15 protein-coding genes and 1 tRNA gene are annotated in these 16,386 nt (G+C 59.2%); 13 read left to right on the plus strand and 3 right to left on the minus strand.

The features are described 5' to 3' along the window. Positions 1-209: 209 nt before the first annotated feature. The 8 genes from rsmA (at position 210) to ALTERO38_RS17505 (ending at position 8,992) form a co-directional block, all read left to right on the plus strand. Positions 210-1,007, plus strand: coding sequence for a 16S rRNA (adenine(1518)-N(6)/adenine(1519)-N(6))-dimethyltransferase RsmA (gene rsmA, locus ALTERO38_RS17470; RefSeq protein WP_159969143.1), 798 nt, complete (start codon positions 210-212; stop codon positions 1,005-1,007). A 25-nt stretch (positions 1,008-1,032) separates the two neighbouring features. After that, complete coding sequence (gene apaG / locus ALTERO38_RS17475) at positions 1,033-1,416, plus strand: Co2+/Mg2+ efflux protein ApaG (protein ID WP_148923825.1); 384 nt, start codon at positions 1,033-1,035, stop codon at positions 1,414-1,416. Next, positions 1,413-2,234: a symmetrical bis(5'-nucleosyl)-tetraphosphatase gene (locus ALTERO38_RS17480; RefSeq protein WP_159969144.1), complete on the plus strand. Its 822-nt coding sequence runs from the start codon at positions 1,413-1,415 to the stop codon at positions 2,232-2,234. The genes apaG and ALTERO38_RS17480 overlap by 4 nt, the downstream gene beginning before the upstream one ends. After that, positions 2,231-2,560, plus strand: coding sequence for a thiosulfate sulfurtransferase GlpE (glpE, locus tag ALTERO38_RS17485; protein WP_159969145.1), 330 nt, complete (start codon positions 2,231-2,233; stop codon positions 2,558-2,560). The genes ALTERO38_RS17480 and glpE overlap by 4 nt, the downstream gene beginning before the upstream one ends. A gap of 270 nt (positions 2,561-2,830) precedes the next feature. Continuing rightward, positions 2,831-4,753, plus strand: a complete 1,923-nt coding sequence (locus ALTERO38_RS17490) for a PrkA family serine protein kinase (protein WP_159969146.1) — start codon at positions 2,831-2,833, stop codon at positions 4,751-4,753. A 92-nt stretch (positions 4,754-4,845) separates the two neighbouring features. Then, the gene (locus ALTERO38_RS17495; RefSeq protein ID WP_046162877.1) at positions 4,846-6,117 is read left to right on the plus strand and encodes a YeaH/YhbH family protein; all 1,272 of its coding nucleotides are present in this window, start codon (positions 4,846-4,848) and stop codon (positions 6,115-6,117) included. A 10-nt stretch (positions 6,118-6,127) separates the two neighbouring features. Further along, on the plus strand, positions 6,128-7,681 hold the full coding sequence (locus tag ALTERO38_RS17500; protein WP_159969147.1) for a SpoVR family protein: 1,554 nt from the start codon (positions 6,128-6,130) through the stop codon (positions 7,679-7,681). A gap of 93 nt (positions 7,682-7,774) precedes the next feature. Next, positions 7,775-8,992, plus strand: a complete 1,218-nt coding sequence (locus tag ALTERO38_RS17505) for a multifunctional CCA addition/repair protein (RefSeq protein ID WP_159969148.1) — start codon at positions 7,775-7,777, stop codon at positions 8,990-8,992. Between the two features lie 54 nt (positions 8,993-9,046). Here ALTERO38_RS17505 and folK read toward each other — a convergent pair whose 3' ends face one another. Continuing rightward, positions 9,047-9,583 (minus strand): 2-amino-4-hydroxy-6-hydroxymethyldihydropteridine diphosphokinase, encoded by a 537-nt coding sequence (gene folK, locus ALTERO38_RS17510; protein ID WP_159969149.1) that lies wholly within the window; start codon positions 9,581-9,583, stop codon positions 9,047-9,049. Then, complete coding sequence (gene folB, locus ALTERO38_RS17515; protein ID WP_102837367.1) at positions 9,574-9,927, minus strand: dihydroneopterin aldolase; 354 nt, start codon at positions 9,925-9,927, stop codon at positions 9,574-9,576. The genes folK and folB overlap by 10 nt, the downstream gene beginning before the upstream one ends. Positions 9,928-10,002: 75 nt before the next feature. Between folB and plsY the strand changes: the two genes are divergently transcribed. After that, complete coding sequence (gene plsY, locus ALTERO38_RS17520) at positions 10,003-10,572, plus strand: glycerol-3-phosphate 1-O-acyltransferase PlsY (protein WP_159969150.1); 570 nt, start codon at positions 10,003-10,005, stop codon at positions 10,570-10,572. An 11-nt stretch (positions 10,573-10,583) separates the two neighbouring features. Here plsY and tsaD read toward each other — a convergent pair whose 3' ends face one another. Continuing rightward, entirely contained in the window at positions 10,584-11,609 is a 1,026-nt protein-coding gene (gene tsaD, locus ALTERO38_RS17525; RefSeq protein ID WP_159969151.1) for a tRNA (adenosine(37)-N6)-threonylcarbamoyltransferase complex transferase subunit TsaD, read from the minus strand. A gap of 196 nt (positions 11,610-11,805) precedes the next feature. Between tsaD and rpsU the strand changes: the two genes are divergently transcribed. From rpsU to ALTERO38_RS17545, 4 genes are all read left to right on the plus strand, one after another. Beyond that, positions 11,806-12,021, plus strand: a complete 216-nt coding sequence (gene rpsU, locus ALTERO38_RS17530) for a 30S ribosomal protein S21 (RefSeq protein WP_003283508.1) — start codon at positions 11,806-11,808, stop codon at positions 12,019-12,021. A 138-nt stretch (positions 12,022-12,159) separates the two neighbouring features. Then, positions 12,160-14,094: a DNA primase gene (gene dnaG / locus ALTERO38_RS17535; protein ID WP_159969152.1), complete on the plus strand. Its 1,935-nt coding sequence runs from the start codon at positions 12,160-12,162 to the stop codon at positions 14,092-14,094. 67 nt (positions 14,095-14,161) lie between these two features. Next, positions 14,162-16,018: an RNA polymerase sigma factor RpoD gene (gene rpoD / locus ALTERO38_RS17540; protein WP_102837364.1), complete on the plus strand. Its 1,857-nt coding sequence runs from the start codon at positions 14,162-14,164 to the stop codon at positions 16,016-16,018. Positions 16,019-16,136: 118 nt separating this feature from the next. Next, positions 16,137-16,213, plus strand: a tRNA-Ile gene (locus ALTERO38_RS17545). Positions 16,214-16,386 lie beyond the last annotated feature (173 nt).

A 16,386-nucleotide genomic window follows, 5' to 3' on the forward strand; every position in this document is an offset into this window, starting at 1 on the left:
GTGGCTGGAACCTACCGTGCGGCACCAAGACTTCGGTCCAGGATTGGCAATGGACTGCTTCTGAACTCTCCTGCGTGTCTGTAGACGGCAATGGCTCGTACTGCCCTTATCGGCGGGGCACTCGCCTCAGCTATCGCAGCTGCTAAACTGCGGGCCTTTTCGCCCCCAGCTTCAAGCCTCGTGCTTAGCTGCTCCTGAGACTGCTGTATATGTCCGAGAATTACCAACACCGCGCGCGCAAGCGTTTCGGCCAGAACTTCCTTCACGATGCAGGCGTGATCCATCGCATTCTTCGCTCCATCCATGCCAAACCGGGTGAGCGGATCGTCGAGATTGGCCCTGGCCAGGGCGCGCTGACCGAAGGATTGCTCGACAGCGGTGCACACATCGACGTGGTCGAGCTGGACCTGGACCTGATCCCGATCCTCCAGCAGAAATTTTCCGAGCGCGAAAACTTTGCACTCAATCAGGGTGATGCGCTGAAGTTCGACTTCTCACGGCTCAGCCAGGAGCCAGGCAGCCTGCGCATCGTCGGCAATCTGCCCTACAACATTTCCACACCGCTGATCTTTCATCTGCTCGATCACGCCAGCCAGATTCGCGATATGCATTTCATGCTGCAGAAGGAAGTGGTCGAGCGCCTGGCCGCAGTGCCAGGCGGGGGTGACTGGGGTCGGCTGTCGATCATGGTGCAGTACCACTGCCGCGTCGAACACCTGTTTAACGTGGGTCCTGGCGCGTTCAACCCGGCGCCGAAAGTCGACTCGGCCATCGTGCGCTTGGTCCCGCATGAGGTGTTGCCGCACCCGGCGCGCGATCACCGGCAGCTGGAGACCGTGGTTCGCCAGGCTTTCAACCAGCGTCGCAAGACCCTGCGAAACACGCTCAAAGGGCTGCTGGACGCTGACGCAATCGCCGCCGCCGACGTCGATGGCAGCCTGCGCCCGGAACAGCTGGACCTCGCCGCGTTCGTAAGACTATCGGATCAATTATCTGCCCGCGGCTGAAAGCGACCACGCGAAGGAGCACGCCATGTCTGAAGACCTCCGCTACAGGATCGACGTCACGGTCCGCCCAGCCTATCTGGCTGACCAGTCACAGCCAGAGCAAAACCGCTTTGCCTTTGCCTATACCGTAACCATTGAAAACAACGGCCAACTCACTGCGCAGCTGCTGTCACGCCACTGGATCATCACGGACGGAGACGGTCAGGTGCAGGAGGTACAAGGCGAAGGCGTGGTCGGTGAGCAGCCGGTGCTAGCCCCCGGCCATCGACACGTCTACACCAGTGGCACGCTTATGGCCTCGCGCGTCGGCACGATGCAGGGCAGTTATCAGATGCTTGCCGAAGACGGACACCGCTTCGATGCCACGATCGCGCCGTTTCGGCTGGCCGTCCCGGGAGCCTTGCATTGACTACCTACGCTGTCGGCGACCTGCAAGGTTGCCTGGAACCCCTGCTTTGCCTGCTCAAGCAAGTCGATTTCAGCCCTTCTCGTGACTGCCTATGGCTGGCGGGCGATCTGGTTAACCGCGGCCCTCAATCGCTCGAAGCGCTGCGCTTCGCGCGCGATCTGGGCAGCTCAGGTGTGACCGTCCTGGGTAACCATGACCTGCATCTGCTAGCCGTGACGCACAAGGTCGAGCGGCTGAAGAAGTCCGATACGCTCCAGCCGATCCTCGATGCGCCCGACCGAGCTGATCTGATCTTCTGGCTACGTCAGCAGAAACTGGTCCACCACGATGCCGAGCGCCAGGTCACCATGGTCCACGCCGGCATTCCTCCGCAATGGACATTGAGCAAATCCCTGCGCCGGGCGGCCGAGGTCGAGCAGGCGCTTCGCGATGACGCCATGCTGCAACCCTTTCTCGACGGGATGTACGGTAATCAGCCGGCTAAATGGAGTAAGGAGCTACACGGCATCCCGAGGCTGCGGCTGATCACCAACTACTTCACCCGGATGCGCTTCTGCAAAGCCGACGGCACGCTCGACCTCGAAGCCAAAGAAGGGCTCGACTCGGCGCCCACAGGGTTCGCGCCCTGGTTCAGCCACCCCACTCGCAAAACCCGCGGCGAGAAGATCATTTTCGGCCACTGGGCGGCACTGGAAGGCAACTGCGACGAGCCAAACGTATACGCGCTGGACACCGGCTGCGTATGGGGCAACTCCATGACACTGATGAACATCGACAGCAACGAACTGTACAGCTGCGACTGTGAGGCCAAGCCATGACTGACTTCAAATGTATTTCGCCCGAGCAGGCGCAATCGCTGCGCGGTGAAGGCGGTGTATTCGTCGACATACGCGATCCGGACAGCTTCGCCAATGGTCACGTCACCGGCTCGACACATCTGGACAATCAATCTTTGCCAGACTTTATCGCGGCTGCTGATCTCGACCGACCGCTGGTAGTCGTCTGCTACCACGGCAACTCCAGCCAGAGTGCAGCCGCCTACCTCGCCAACCAGGGTTTCTCAGACGTCTACAGCCTTGACGGTGGCTTCGAACTTTGGCGACAGGCGTTTCCGCAAGAAACTGAACAGGGCGATCCCGCCTGAAAAAATCACCCTCTCAAGGCCGCAGATAATGCGGCCTTGAGCCTCCCTTCCGACGAAACGCAGCGGCAAAAACGTCACTCCCCCCTTGAACTTGCTGAATCCGAACTATCCTTCAGTGCAGGCCATCCAAACAGGTGGAAGTCGTGCAGCGGCTACCGGGCCTCAGTTTCGACCATCAGGTGTTCGGGGGAACTCCATAGGCCGGTAAGTCGGCCGTACCTGAATGCATGATGACAACACCGGCTCCGAGCATCGTCCGAGGTGAAGTCAATGAGCATTTTCAGCCATTTCCAGCAACGATTCGAAGCAACCCGTCAGGAAGAGTATTCGCTTCAGGAATACCTCGACCTGTGCAAGGAAGACCGGGGAACCTACGCAACTGCAGCCGAACGCCTGTTGATGGCAATTGGCGAGCCTGAACTGATCGACACGTCTGCCGACTCGAGACTGTCGCGGATTTTCTCCAACAAGGTCATCCGTCGGTACCCTGCCTTTGAAGACTTCCACGGGATGGAAGATTGCATCGACCAGATCGTTTCCTATTTCCGCCACGCCGCGCAGGGCCTGGAGGAAAAGAAGCAGATCCTCTATCTGCTGGGCCCGGTGGGCGGCGGCAAGTCATCGCTGGCCGAGAAGCTCAAGCAACTGATGGAGCGGGTGCCCTTCTATGCCATCAAGGGCTCGCCGGTGTTCGAGTCGCCGCTGGGGCTGTTCAACCCGGCTGAAGACGCACAGATCCTCGAAGAGGATTACGGCATTCCCCGTCGCTACCTCAGCTCCATCATGTCGCCCTGGGCCACTAAGCGGCTGCAGGAGTTCGGCGGCGATATCAGTCAATTCCGCGTGGTCAAGCTGTACCCTTCGATCCTCAATCAGATCGCAGTGGCCAAGACCGAGCCAGGTGATGAGAACAACCAGGATATTTCTGCCCTGGTGGGTAAGGTCGATATCCGCAAGCTTGAGGAATTTCCGCAGAACGACGCCGATGCCTACAGCTACTCAGGCGCTTTGTGCCGCGCCAACCAGGGCATGATGGAATTCGTCGAAATGTTCAAGGCACCGATCAAGGTGCTGCACCCGCTGCTGACCGCAACCCAGGAGGGCAACTACAACAGCACCGAGGGTCTCGGTGCGATCCCCTACAACGGCATCCTGCTGGCTCACTCCAACGAGTCGGAATGGCATACCTTCCGCAACAACAAGAACAACGAAGCCTTCATCGACCGCATATATATCGTCAAGGTGCCGTACTGCCTGCGCGTAACTGACGAGATCAAGATCTACGACAAGCTGCTGTTCAACAGCTCGCTATCGAAAGCCCATTGCGCGCCCGATACGCTGAAGATGCTGGCGCAGTTCTCGGTGCTGAGCCGCCTCAAAGAGCCGGAAAACTCCAACATCTACTCGAAAATGCGCGTCTACGACGGTGAGAACCTCAAGGACACGGACCCCAAGGCCAAATCTATTCAGGAATACCGCGACACCGCCGGCGTCGACGAAGGCATGAACGGACTCTCCACCCGCTTCGCCTTCAAGATCCTGTCCAAGGTGTTCAACTTCGACCCGCACGAGATTGCGGCCAACCCGGTTCATCTGCTGTACGTGTTGGAGCAGCAGATCGAACAGGAGCAATTCCCAGCCGAGGTGCGCGAGCGCTATCTGCGCTTCATCAAGGAATACCTGGCGCCGCGCTACGTGGACTTCATCGGCAAGGAAATCCAGACCGCCTATCTCGAGTCCTACAGCGAGTACGGTCAGAACATCTTCGACCGCTACGTGCTCTATGCGGATTTCTGGATTCAGGACCAGGAATACAGGGACCCGGAAACCGGCGAAATCCTCAACCGCATGGCGCTCAACGAGGAACTGGAGAAGATCGAGAAACCGGCGGGCATCAGCAATCCGAAGGACTTCCGCAACGAGATCGTCAACTTTGTGCTGCGCGCACGCGCCAACAACAACGGCAAGAACCCATCCTGGCTCAGCTACGAGAAGCTGCGCGTGGTGATCGAGAAGAAAATGTTCTCCAACACCGAGGACCTGCTTCCAGTCATCAGCTTCAACGCCAAGGCCAGCAAGGAAGATCAGAAAAAGCACAACGACTTCGTCGTTCGCATGGTCGAGCGCGGCTACACCGAGAAGCAGGTACGCCTGCTTTCGGAATGGTATCTGCGCGTACGTAAATCGCAGTAAGAGCAGCTGAGGGCATGAGTCGGAGCCGGAAGCAGATGCAACACGCTTCCGGCTCCAGACTCAGGACTTCCAGCTCAGCCCGGAGGGCTCGTATGAGTTACGTGATCGACCGCCGTTTGAACGGCAAGAACAAGAGCACGGTCAATCGCCAGCGCTTCTTGCAGCGATACCGAGGACACATCAAAAAGGCCGTGGAAGAGGCCGTTGGACGCCGCTCCATTACCGACATGGAGCACGGCGAACAGATCAGTATTCCCGGTCGAGACACCGATGAGCCGATCCTTCACCACGGACGTGGCGGTCGGCAAACGATCGTTCATCCGGGTAACAAGGAATTCATCGCCGGTGAGCGCATACCTCGGCCACAAGGCGGTGGCGGCGGCCAGGGGGCTGGTCAGGCCAGCAACAGCGGCGAAGGCATGGATGACTTTGTCTTTCAGATTACCCAGGAAGAGTTCCTCGACTTCATGTTCGAGGATCTGGAATTGCCCAATCTGGTCAAACGCCACCTGACCGGTACCGACACCTTCAAGACAGTCCGCGCCGGCATCAGCAACGAAGGCAATCCGTCCCGTATCAACATCGTTCGAACCCTGCGCTCGGCGCATGCGCGCCGTATCGCCCTGTCGGGTAGCAGCCGCGCCAAGCTGCGCGAGGTCAAGGCCGAACTGGCGCGACTCAAGCTGGAAGAACCCGCCAACTTCACTGACATCCAGGCCGCTGAAGAAGAAATCGAGCGGCTCAGCGCCCGCATTCACCGGGTGCCATTCCTCGACACGTTCGACCTCAAGTACAACCTGCTGGTGAAACACCCGAACCCCAGCTCCAAGGCTGTGATGTTCTGCCTGATGGACGTGTCCGGTTCGATGACTCAGGCCACCAAGGACATTGCCAAGCGTTTCTTCATCCTCTTGTACCTGTTCCTCAAGCGAAACTACGACAAGATCGAGGTGGTGTTCATTCGTCACCACACCAGTGCCAAGGAAGTCGACGAAGAAGAGTTTTTCTATTCGCGCGAAACCGGCGGCACCATCGTCTCCAGCGCTCTGAAAATGATGCAGGAGATCATGGCCGAGCGTTATCCGGCCAACGAGTGGAATATCTATGCGGCGCAAGCGTCGGACGGCGATAACTGGAACGACGATTCACCGGTTTGCCGGGACATCCTGATCAATCAGATCATGCCGTTCGTCCAGTATTTCTCCTACGTTGAAATCACCCCTCGCGAACATCAGGCACTGTGGTACGAATACAACCAAGTGGCCGAGGCCTTCGGCGACTCGTTCGCCCAGCAGCAGCTGGTAACGGCGGGGGACATCTATCCAGTGTTCCGCGAACTGTTCCAGCGGCGCATGGCTAGCTGAGGTAAGCGACATGAAACGACAGCCCATTTCCACCGGCTCGGAATGGACCTTCGACCTGATCCGCACGTACGACCGCGAGATCGGCCGGATCGCCGAACGCTACGCGCTCGACACCTACCCCAACCAGATCGAGGTCATCACCGCTGAACAGATGATGGATGCTTATGCCTCGGTAGGCATGCCGCTGGGCTACCACCACTGGTCCTACGGCAAGCACTTCCTAAGTACGGAGAAATCCTACACCCGCGGGCAGATGGGCCTGGCGTACGAGATCGTGATCAACTCCGATCCCTGTATCGCCTATCTCATGGAAGAAAACACCATCACCATGCAGGCGCTGGTGATCGCCCATGCCAGCTACGGCCATAACAGCTTTTTCAAAGGCAATTACCTCTTCCGCACCTGGACCGACGCCAGTTCGATCATCGATTACCTGGTGTTCGCCAAGCAGTACATCACCCAATGCGAGGAGCGCCACGGCATCGACGCGGTCGAGGATCTGCTCGATTCCTGCCACGCGCTGATGAACTACGGCGTGGATCGCTACAAGCGCCCCTATCCGATTTCCGCAGAGGAAGAACGGCGGCGGCAGAAGGATCGTGAAGAGCATCTGCAAAAGCAGATCAACGACCTCTGGCGGACCATTCCCAAATTTGGTGAGAAGGAAGATGAGCGCCAGCGAGACCAGCGCTTTCCGGTCGAACCGCAGGAGAACATCCTCTACTTCATCGAAAAGCATGCGCCGCTGCTGGAACCCTGGCAGCGCGAGGTGGTGCGAATCGTGCGCAAGATTGCGCAGTATTTCTATCCGCAGCGCCAAACGCAGGTGATGAACGAGGGCTGGGCAACCTTCTGGCATTACACCCTTCTGAACGACCTCTACGATGAAGGCTTGGTCACAGATGGCTTCATGATGGAGTTCCTGCAGTCGCACACCAGCGTCATTTATCAACCCGGCTTTGACAGCCCTTATTACAGCGGCATCAACCCCTACACCCTGGGCTTTGCGATGTACCAGGACATCCGCCGGATTTGCGAGCACCCGACCGAGGAAGACAAACGCTGGTTCCCGGACATTGCAGGCAGCGACTGGCTCACCACGGTGAAGTTCGCGATGAACAACTTCAAGGATGAAAGTTTCATCTTGCAGTTCCTCTCGCCCAAGGTCATCCGCGACCTCAAGCTATTCAGCATCCTCGATGATGACCACAAGGACGAGCTTCTGGTCCCCGCCATCCACGACGAAAACGGCTATCACGCCATCCGCGAACTGCTGGCAGCGCAATACAACCTCGGCAATCGCGAACCCAATGTGCAGGTCTGGAGCGTCGATCGCCGCGGTGATCGCTCGTTGACCCTGCGCCACCAGCAACACGATCGCAAACCCCTGGGCGGCTCGACCGATGAGGTTCTCAAGCACCTGCATCGGCTCTGGGGCTTCGACGTGCACCTACAGTCGATGCAGGACGACAAGCTGATCGCTACCCACCACATGCCGCCAAGGAACGAGCCGGATGTCGAGGCCAAGTACCCCGGCATGAACCTGGCGCTGCCGCCCATCTAACGGTCGTCTATCGCGGCAAATCGAGGCCCCGAGAGCAGTCGCAGCTTGCTGGCTCGGGGCATTCGTTTATCCTCCGCCGCAACGGAGGGTTGCATGCAAATCTATAAAGTCGGCGGAGCGGTACGTGACCGGTTGTTGGGTCGCCCAGTGACAGAAGTGGACTGGGTGGTAGTCGGCTCCAGTGCCGAGGAGATGCAGGCCAAGGGCTTTCGCCCGGTAGGTGCGGATTTTCCGGTGTTCCTCCACCCTGTCACCGGCGAGGAATACGCACTGGCCCGTACCGAGCGCAAAAGCGGTCAGGGTTATGGTGGATTCACCTTCTATGCCAGCCCCAAAGTGACTCTCGAAGAAGACTTGATACGCCGCGACCTGACCATCAACGCCATGGCCGAGGATGGGCAGGGCCAACTGACCGACCCCTACGGCGGCCAGGCCGATCTCGCGGCTCTCCAGCTCAGGCACGTATCCCCCGCGTTCGCTGAAGACCCATTGCGCGTGTTGCGCGTGGCGCGCTTTGCTGCGCGTTATGCCGAACTCGGTTTTACCGTCGCGCCCGAAACCCAGGTGCTGATGCGTCAGCTCGCCGAATCGGGTGAGCTACTGGCGTTGACACCGGAGCGTAGCTGGAAGGAAATTTCCCGCGCGTTAATGGAGCCGCGTCCGGACGTATTCGTGCAGGTGCTGCGCGACTGCGGCGCGCTGAAGGAACTGTTTCCAGAAGTCGATCAACTGTTCAACTCAACAGCGCCGCTCAAGGATGGTACGCAGACCGGTATGCACACGCTCAAGGTGCTGCATAGGTGCTCTATCCATGCTCAACCATTAAGTGTGCGCTGGGCCTGTCTGCTCATGCCGCTGGGCCAACCCCAGAACCTTGATGCCCCAGGCCCGGCACCGACCCACGCAGCCGCGACAACGATCGACGTCATCAATGCACGCTACAAGGTGCCACGAGAGTGCCAGGAGCTGGCCAGACTGGTCGGCGAATTCCACCAACTCGGCCATCAGGCAATGTCGCTGCCAGCGCTAACGCTGTTCGAGTTGCTGCAGCATTTCGATATCTACCGCCGCCCGGAGCGCTTCGAACAGTTCGTCGCCTGCTGCGCCATGGACGCGCAGAGTCGTCACGAAGGGCATCCCTATCCGCAAGCCGAATATCTGCGCGGCGCTGCCGAGCACGTTCGCGCCGTGCAGGTAAAACCACTTATTGATCAAGGTTTCAAGGGTGCGGAGCTGGGCGAAGCTCTCAAGCGTGAACGGCTCGAAGCCGTCCGCCAATACCAGTGCCTTCACCAGCACGACGCCAACTGATCAGCACCTTACCGGGCCGCAAGCCGAAGCAACGGAAGGTTAGCGCCGGCAACGCTAGCGCTGATCTGCGGCGAGCAACAACGATGCCGGCGTCAGCTCCTCGCCTTTCCACTGGAAACGCACGGGCCACAGCTGCTGCTCGATGTCCGCCTCTTGCCACAGCTCAGCAAAGCGTCGCCCCGCCTCGGGGTGGACTACATCCGGCTCCAGCAATGCCAATGGCCAGAGCACGAAGGCGTTCTTCAGCGTCTCCGGCCGCGGCAGCTGCAAGCCGTGAAAATTGCCCTGCAAGTCGCCATACATCAACACATCGATATCCAGCGGCAGACCTTTGCGGTCAGGCGCGTAGCGTCCATTGTCCGCTTCGATGAACTTGAGCCGTCGGTCCAGCTCCATCAAGGGCAAGTCGGTGTTACCTGAAACGACGAGATTGTAGAAATGGTCGCCCTTATAACCCACAGCAAGGCTTTCAAAAACGGGCGAGCAGCGCATCTCTCCGAGCAGCTTTTCCAGCGCATCGAGACCGGCAGTCAGATTCCGTCTACGTTGGTGATTGCTGCCGAGCCCCAGCAGTACGCGCGTCAGAGACATCCGCGTTCGATCTCCACACCTAACGCTTTGGCGCGCGGGTTGACCCCAGGCTTGGTCACCCGAAGCCGCAGCCAGGGAATGCCGAACTGGCTCATCAGAGTGCCAGCCAAGCGTTCGGCAAAGGTTTCCACCAGCTCGAAACGTGACGCCTGCGCGAATCGATCGATGGCGGCAGTCACTTCGGCGTAGTCCAACGCTTTGTCCAGCTCGTCATTTTGCGCGGCAGGTCGAATGTCCCAGCCAAGGGTCAGGTCCAGACGCAGGCATTGGCGAATGCCGCGCTCCCAATCATAAGCGCCGATCAGCGTATCCACTTCCAGCCCTTCGATGAAAACTGTATCCACGCAACGTTCTCCCACGGCACGACAACTTCATTACAGGCCGTTAGACTCAGGAGCTCCCTGCCCCGGATGGATGCCATGTTCTGGCAATTAGCACTGCTCGCCTATCTGACCGGCTCGCTTTCATTCGCCATTCTACTCAGTCGCCTGACCGGTGCACCCGATCCCCGTGCAAGCGGTTCCGGCAATCCCGGCGCCACCAACATGCTGCGCCTGGCCGGCAGAGGCCTGGCCATCAGCACCCTGTTCGGCGATTTGCTCAAAGGCCTACTGCCGGTGCTGCTTGCCGCCGCACTGGGCCTGACGATCGAGCAACAAGCCTGGATCGGCCTTGCCGCCGTACTCGGCCACTCATATCCGCTGTATTTCCGCTTCCGTGGGGGCAAAGGCGTGGCCACCGCCGCAGGCGTCTTGCTTGGCCTGCATCCAGCAACGGCATTGCTGGCGCTGCTCATCTGGCTGGCTGTCTTCACATTGTCACGCACCAGTTCACTGGCCGCACTGGTCGCACTACCGCTCTGCCTGCCCTTTCTTGCCTGGATGCAACCTACGGCGCTCTGGCCTATGGCATTGCTGGCCGCGCTCGTCGCCTGGCGTCACCGTAACAACCTGCGCGACCTGTCTAAAGGCAGAGAGCGACATTTTTAAGCTAACCAGCGTCAAATCGCCGGAAGCGTTTCCATTGGCCAGCGCGCCTGTACCGAAATCTCGGGACCATCCTGCTGGCCAGCCAGCAAACGCTGGCAGCCGGCGTAGGCAATCATCGCCCCATTGTCGGTACAGAAACGCGGACGGGCATAGAACACCCGCCCTTTCAGTTCGGCGAGCATCGTTTCCAGACTCTCGCGCAATGCCGTGTTGGCGCTCACGCCACCGGCGATGACCAGACTGTGCAAACCCGTCTGCAGCAGAGCACGTCGACATTTGATGGTCAGCGTATCGACAACGGCTTGCTGAAAAGCCAGCGCGATATCACAGCGCGTTTGCTCGCCCTCATCGCCGGCACTCTGACGTTGCTGCCAGGTCGTCAGGGTGGACGTCTTGAGGCCGCTGAAACTGAAATCGAGCCCGGGGCGATCGGTCATTGGTCGAGGAAAGGTGAAACGACCCGGCGTGCCGCGCTCGGCAAGCGCTGCGATCTCGGGACCGCCGGGATAGCGTAGCCCCATCAGCTTCGCCGTCTTGTCGAACGCTTCTCCGGCGGCGTCGTCCACCGATTCGCCCAGCAGTTCATAGCGGCCAATGCCATCGACTCGAACCAACTGTGTATGCCCACCGGAAACCAGCAACGCAACGAAGGGAAACGCCGGAGGCTGTTCTTCGAGCATTGGCGCCAGAAGGTGTCCTTCCATATGGTGAACCCCCACTGCAGGCACCCCCCACGCAAACGCCATTGCCTGGGCGCAGGAGGCGCCAACCAACAGCGCCCCGACCAGACCAGGGCCTGCCGTGTAGGCCACCGCATCGATTTGACTCGATTCGCGCCCGGCTTCCTCAAGCACCTGACGGATCAATGGCAGCATCCGTTTGACGTGATCACGGGACGCCAGCTCTGGCACTACCCCGCCATAGACGCGGTGCAGATCGATCTGACTGAACAGGGCGTCGGCCAGCAAGCCGTGCTCGCTGTCATACAGCGCGACGCCGGTCTCGTCGCATGAAGTTTCCAGCCCCAGTACCAACATGGGCACGACCTTCCAAAGAAGCGAATGAAGCCGCGCATATTAATCGCCGGGGCCAGCGACCGACCAGCGCTTTTCGATCAGGGGGCTTTGCATTCCACGCGGCAAGGCGTTAACATCCGCAACCCTTAAAACCAGCGTGCTCGCGATATTTGCCGAAGCGCGTTGTAACCGGTAAACAAGTGAAGGTACGTCCTGGATGCCCAACGTTAAAGTTAAAGAGAACGAACCATTCGACGTAGCTCTGCGTCGCTTCAAGCGTTCTTGCGAAAAGGCCGGTGTTCTGGCCGAAGTCCGCAGCCGTGAGTTCTACGAAAAGCCTACTGCTGAGCGCAAGCGTAAAGCTGCTGCCGCAGTCAAGCGTCACGCCAAGAAAGTGCAGCGCGAACAGCGCCGCAGCGTTCGCCTGTACTGATCCAGTACAGCTGACGCTGCATCAAGCCCGGCCAATGCCGGGCTTTGCATTTGAAGGAGACTCCGCTTCGCCAACAGGCGAATGGCCGGAGTTTTTTTCATTCCGGCCTGAACACTGCGAGCGTATTCTCATACCCCTATGGCCGGCTTGATCCCGCAATCCTTCATTGATGACCTGCTCAACCGCTCTGACATCGTCGAAGTGGTGAGTTCGCGCATCCAACTGAAAAAAGCAGGCAAGAACTACACCGCCTGCTGTCCGTTCCACAAAGAAAAGACCCCGTCCTTCAGCGTGAGCCCGGACAAGCAGTTCTACTACTGCTTTGGTTGTGGCGCTGGAGGCAACGCGCTCGGCTTCATCATGGATCACGACAGCCTGGAATTTCCGCAGGCAGTCGAGGAACTGGCCAAGCGCGCCGGCATGGAAGTGCCGCGCGAAGAAAGCGGGCCTGGGCGCAAACCACGCCAGCCCGTGGATTCGCCGCTATACCCGCTGCTCGAATCCGCTGCCGAGTACTATCGGCAGTCTCTAAAGGGGCACCCGGCACGCAAGGCCGCGGTGGAATACCTGAAAGGACGCGGCCTTTCAGGTGTTATCGCAAGGGATTTCGGCCTCGGCTTCGCCCCACCCGGCTGGGACAATCTGATGAAGCACCTGGGCGGCGACGCCCTTCAACAAAAGGCAATGATTGACGCCGGGCTGCTGATCGAAAACGCCGAAACCGGCCGAAGCTATGACCGCTTCCGCGACCGGGTAATGTTCCCGATCCGCGACAGCCGCGGGCGCGTCATTGCCTTTGGCGGCCGCGTGCTGGGCGATGACAAGCCGAAATACCTGAACTCGCCGGAAACACCGGTATTTCATAAAGGCCAGGAGCTTTACGGGCTCTACGAGGCACGCAAAACCAATCGCGACCTGGATGAAATCATGGTCGTGGAAGGCTACATGGACGTCATTGCACTGGCGCAGCAAGGGCTGCGCAATGCCGTCGCGACACTGGGCACAGCGACCAGCGACGAACACCTCAAGCGGCTGTTTCGCATCGTACCCAGCGTGCTGTTCTGCTTCGACGGTGACGCAGCCGGCCGCAAGGCTGCCTGGCGCGCCTTGGAATCGGCGCTGCCCAACCTGCAAGACGGCCGCCGCGCACGTTTTCTGTTTCTGCCAGAAGGTGAAGATCCGGACAGCCTAGTGCGCCGCGAAGGCACCGACGCCTTCAGGGCTCGAATCCAGCAACAGGCTCAACCGCTAGCAGATTACTTTTTCCAGCAGCTCAGCGAAGAAGCAGACCCACGCTCACTGGAAGGCAAAGCCCATCTGGCGACCTTGGCGGCACCGCTCATCGAAAAAATCCCCGGCAACAACCTGCGTGCACTGATGCGGCAGCGCCTCGGGGAAATCACCGGTCTGCACAGCGAAGCACTCCAGCAGATGAGCACCGCAGGGCCGAGCGCCGCGCCGGAATATGACGACAGCATTTACTACGACACCGCCTCCGCGCATGACGAAGGCGACTATTACGCACCGCTCACCACCACCGAGCCGAAGCCGGCCAGCAAGAAAGAGTGGAAAAAGGACTGGAAAAAGCCCGGCCAGCGTCCAGACTTTAAAAAGCCGCGCGCCCCAAGAACGCCCGCCGCAGTGGAACCACCGGCACTGACGACTTTACGCACACTCCTACACCATCCGGAGCTCGCACAGAAAGTCGAAGATGTTAGCCACTTCGCGGCGGAAGACGACACCTATGCCCAGTTGCTGGTCGCACTACTTGGAACCCTGCAGAAGAACCCCAAACTGCGCAGCCTGCAATTGATAGCTCGCTGGCATGGAACCGACCAAGGGCGCCTTTTACGCGCGCTTGCCGAGAAAGAATGGCTTATCTCGGCCGATAACCTTGAACAACAGTTTTTCGACACCATAACAAGCCTTGCTGCCAGACAACGCGAACGCAGCCTTGAAACGCTGCTACGTAAAGCTCGCCAGGGTGAACTCAGCGCAGAGGAGAAAGAGCAGCTGCGCAGCCTGCTAAATCGCAACTCAACACCCGCTATATCGACCTCAACTGGCGCGTGAGGTCCTTGCTCGGCTATAATGCTCAGCTTGTTTTCAGCCCGCCAGAACCGTCAGTGGATAGGGTTATATGTCCGGAAAAGCGCAACAGCAGTCCCGTCTCAAAGAATTGATCCAGCGTGGCCGTGAGCAGGGTTACCTGACTTACGCCGAGGTCAATGACCACCTACCGGAGGATATTTCCGATCCGGAACAGGTGGAAGACATCATTCGCATGATCAACGACATGGGTATCAATGTATTCGAGGTTGCCCCGGATGCCGATGCCCTGTTGCTGGCCGAAGCCGATACCGATGAAGCCGCAGCCGAAGAGGCCGCGGCGGCACTTGCCGCTGTCGAAACCGACATTGGCCGCACCACCGACCCCGTGCGCATGTACATGCGTGAAATGGGTACCGTCGAACTGCTGACCCGCGAAGGCGAAATTGAAATCGCCAAACGCATCGAGGAAGGCATTCGTGAGGTGATGAGTGCTATTGCCCATTTCCCGGGCACCGTCGACAGCATTCTTGCCGATTACGATCGCGTCACCTCCGAAGGTGGGCGTCTCTCCGACATTCTCAGCGGTTATATCGACCCTGACGATGACGGCGCAGCCGGCCCGCAGGCAGAAGTCGAGCCAGTTACACCGCAGGCAGCGGCAAAGCCGGCCGGTGACGACAAGGACGACGAAGACGAAGACGATTCTGACAGCGAAGAAGAAGAAGGTGATGGCGGTCCGGATCCGGAAGTTGCCCGCATTCGTTTCGGCGCAGTCGCTGAACAGCTCGACGTCGCCAAGAAGGCGCTGAAGAAGCATGGACGCGGCAGCCAGCAGGCGACCGATGCCCTGCAGGAACTGGCCATCCTGTTCATGCCGATCAAGCTCATCCCCAAGCAGTACGATGCGCTGGTAGAACGTGTACGCGACGCCCTGGCCCAGATCCGCGCCCAGGAACGCGCGATCATGCAGATCTGCGTTCGCGACGCACGCATGCCGCGCGCAGACTTCCTGCGCCAGTTTCCTAACAATGAAACTGACCTTGATTGGGCCGATAAGCTGGCTAGCGGCAAGAGCAAGTACGCCGAAGCCATTGCTGCACGCAAGGAAGACATTCAGCGCTGCCAGCAGAAGCTGCTCGCACTGGAAGAAGAATGCGTACTGGCGATTGCCGACATCAAGGACATCAACCGTCGGATGTCGATCGGTGAAGCCAAGGCTCGCCGCGCCAAGAAAGAGATGGTCGAGGCCAACCTGCGTCTGGTTATCTCGATCGCCAAAAAGTACACCAACCGCGGCCTGCAATTCCTCGACTTGATCCAGGAAGGCAACATCGGCCTGATGAAAGCGGTCGACAAGTTCGAATACCGCCGCGGCTACAAGTTTTCGACCTACGCCACCTGGTGGATTCGCCAGGCGATCACTCGCTCCATTGCCGACCAGGCGCGGACCATCCGTATCCCGGTCCACATGATCGAGACGATCAACAAGCTCAACCGCATCTCCCGTCAGATGCTGCAGGAAATGGGCCGCGAGCCCACGCCTGAAGAGCTCGGCGAACGCATGGAAATGCCCGAGGACAAGATCCGCAAGGTACTGAAGATCGCCAAAGAGCCGATCTCCATGGAAACCCCGATCGGCGACGACGAAGACTCGCATCTGGGTGACTTCATTGAAGACTCCGCCATGCAATCGCCGATCGACGTGGCGACCGTGGAGAGCCTCAAGGAAGCCACTCGCGAAGTGCTCTCCGGCCTCACCGCACGGGAAGCCAAGGTACTGCGGATGCGCTTCGGCATCGACATGAACACCGACCACACCCTCGAGGAAGTCGGCAAGCAGTTCGATGTCACCCGCGAGCGGATCCGGCAGATCGAAGCCAAGGCGCTGCGCAAGCTGCGCCACCCGACGAGAAGCGAGCATCTGCGCTCCTTCCTCGACGAGTAAACCAGAACCCCCGGCCCGCGCCGGGGGTTTTGCATTTCTGGCCGCGCAAAACAGTTCGGCGCGCACAGCTTTGCTTGGCGCATACGCAACACCACCGGTATAATCCGCCCGCCTCTGAGGGCCTATAGCTCAGTTGGTTAGAGCAGAGGACTCATAATCCTTTGGTCCACGGTTCGAGTCCGTGTGGGCCCACCAACTCCAAAGCCGCGCACTGCGCGGCTTTTTCGTTTGTCAGCCGCCGTCCGTTGCAAATGCCTCATGTGAGACGGCGGTACGATCAGCCATTCAAATAGCCAAATCGCATATAAACCTGAACAAACGTTCCTAGACTCTCTAAGAGCTCACCCCTATCGTTCGCGCGAGGCCGC

The organism is Pseudomonas sp. 9Ag (assembly GCF_902506445.1).
GTDB classification, from domain to species: domain Bacteria; phylum Pseudomonadota; class Gammaproteobacteria; order Pseudomonadales; family Pseudomonadaceae; genus Stutzerimonas; species Stutzerimonas stutzeri_AB.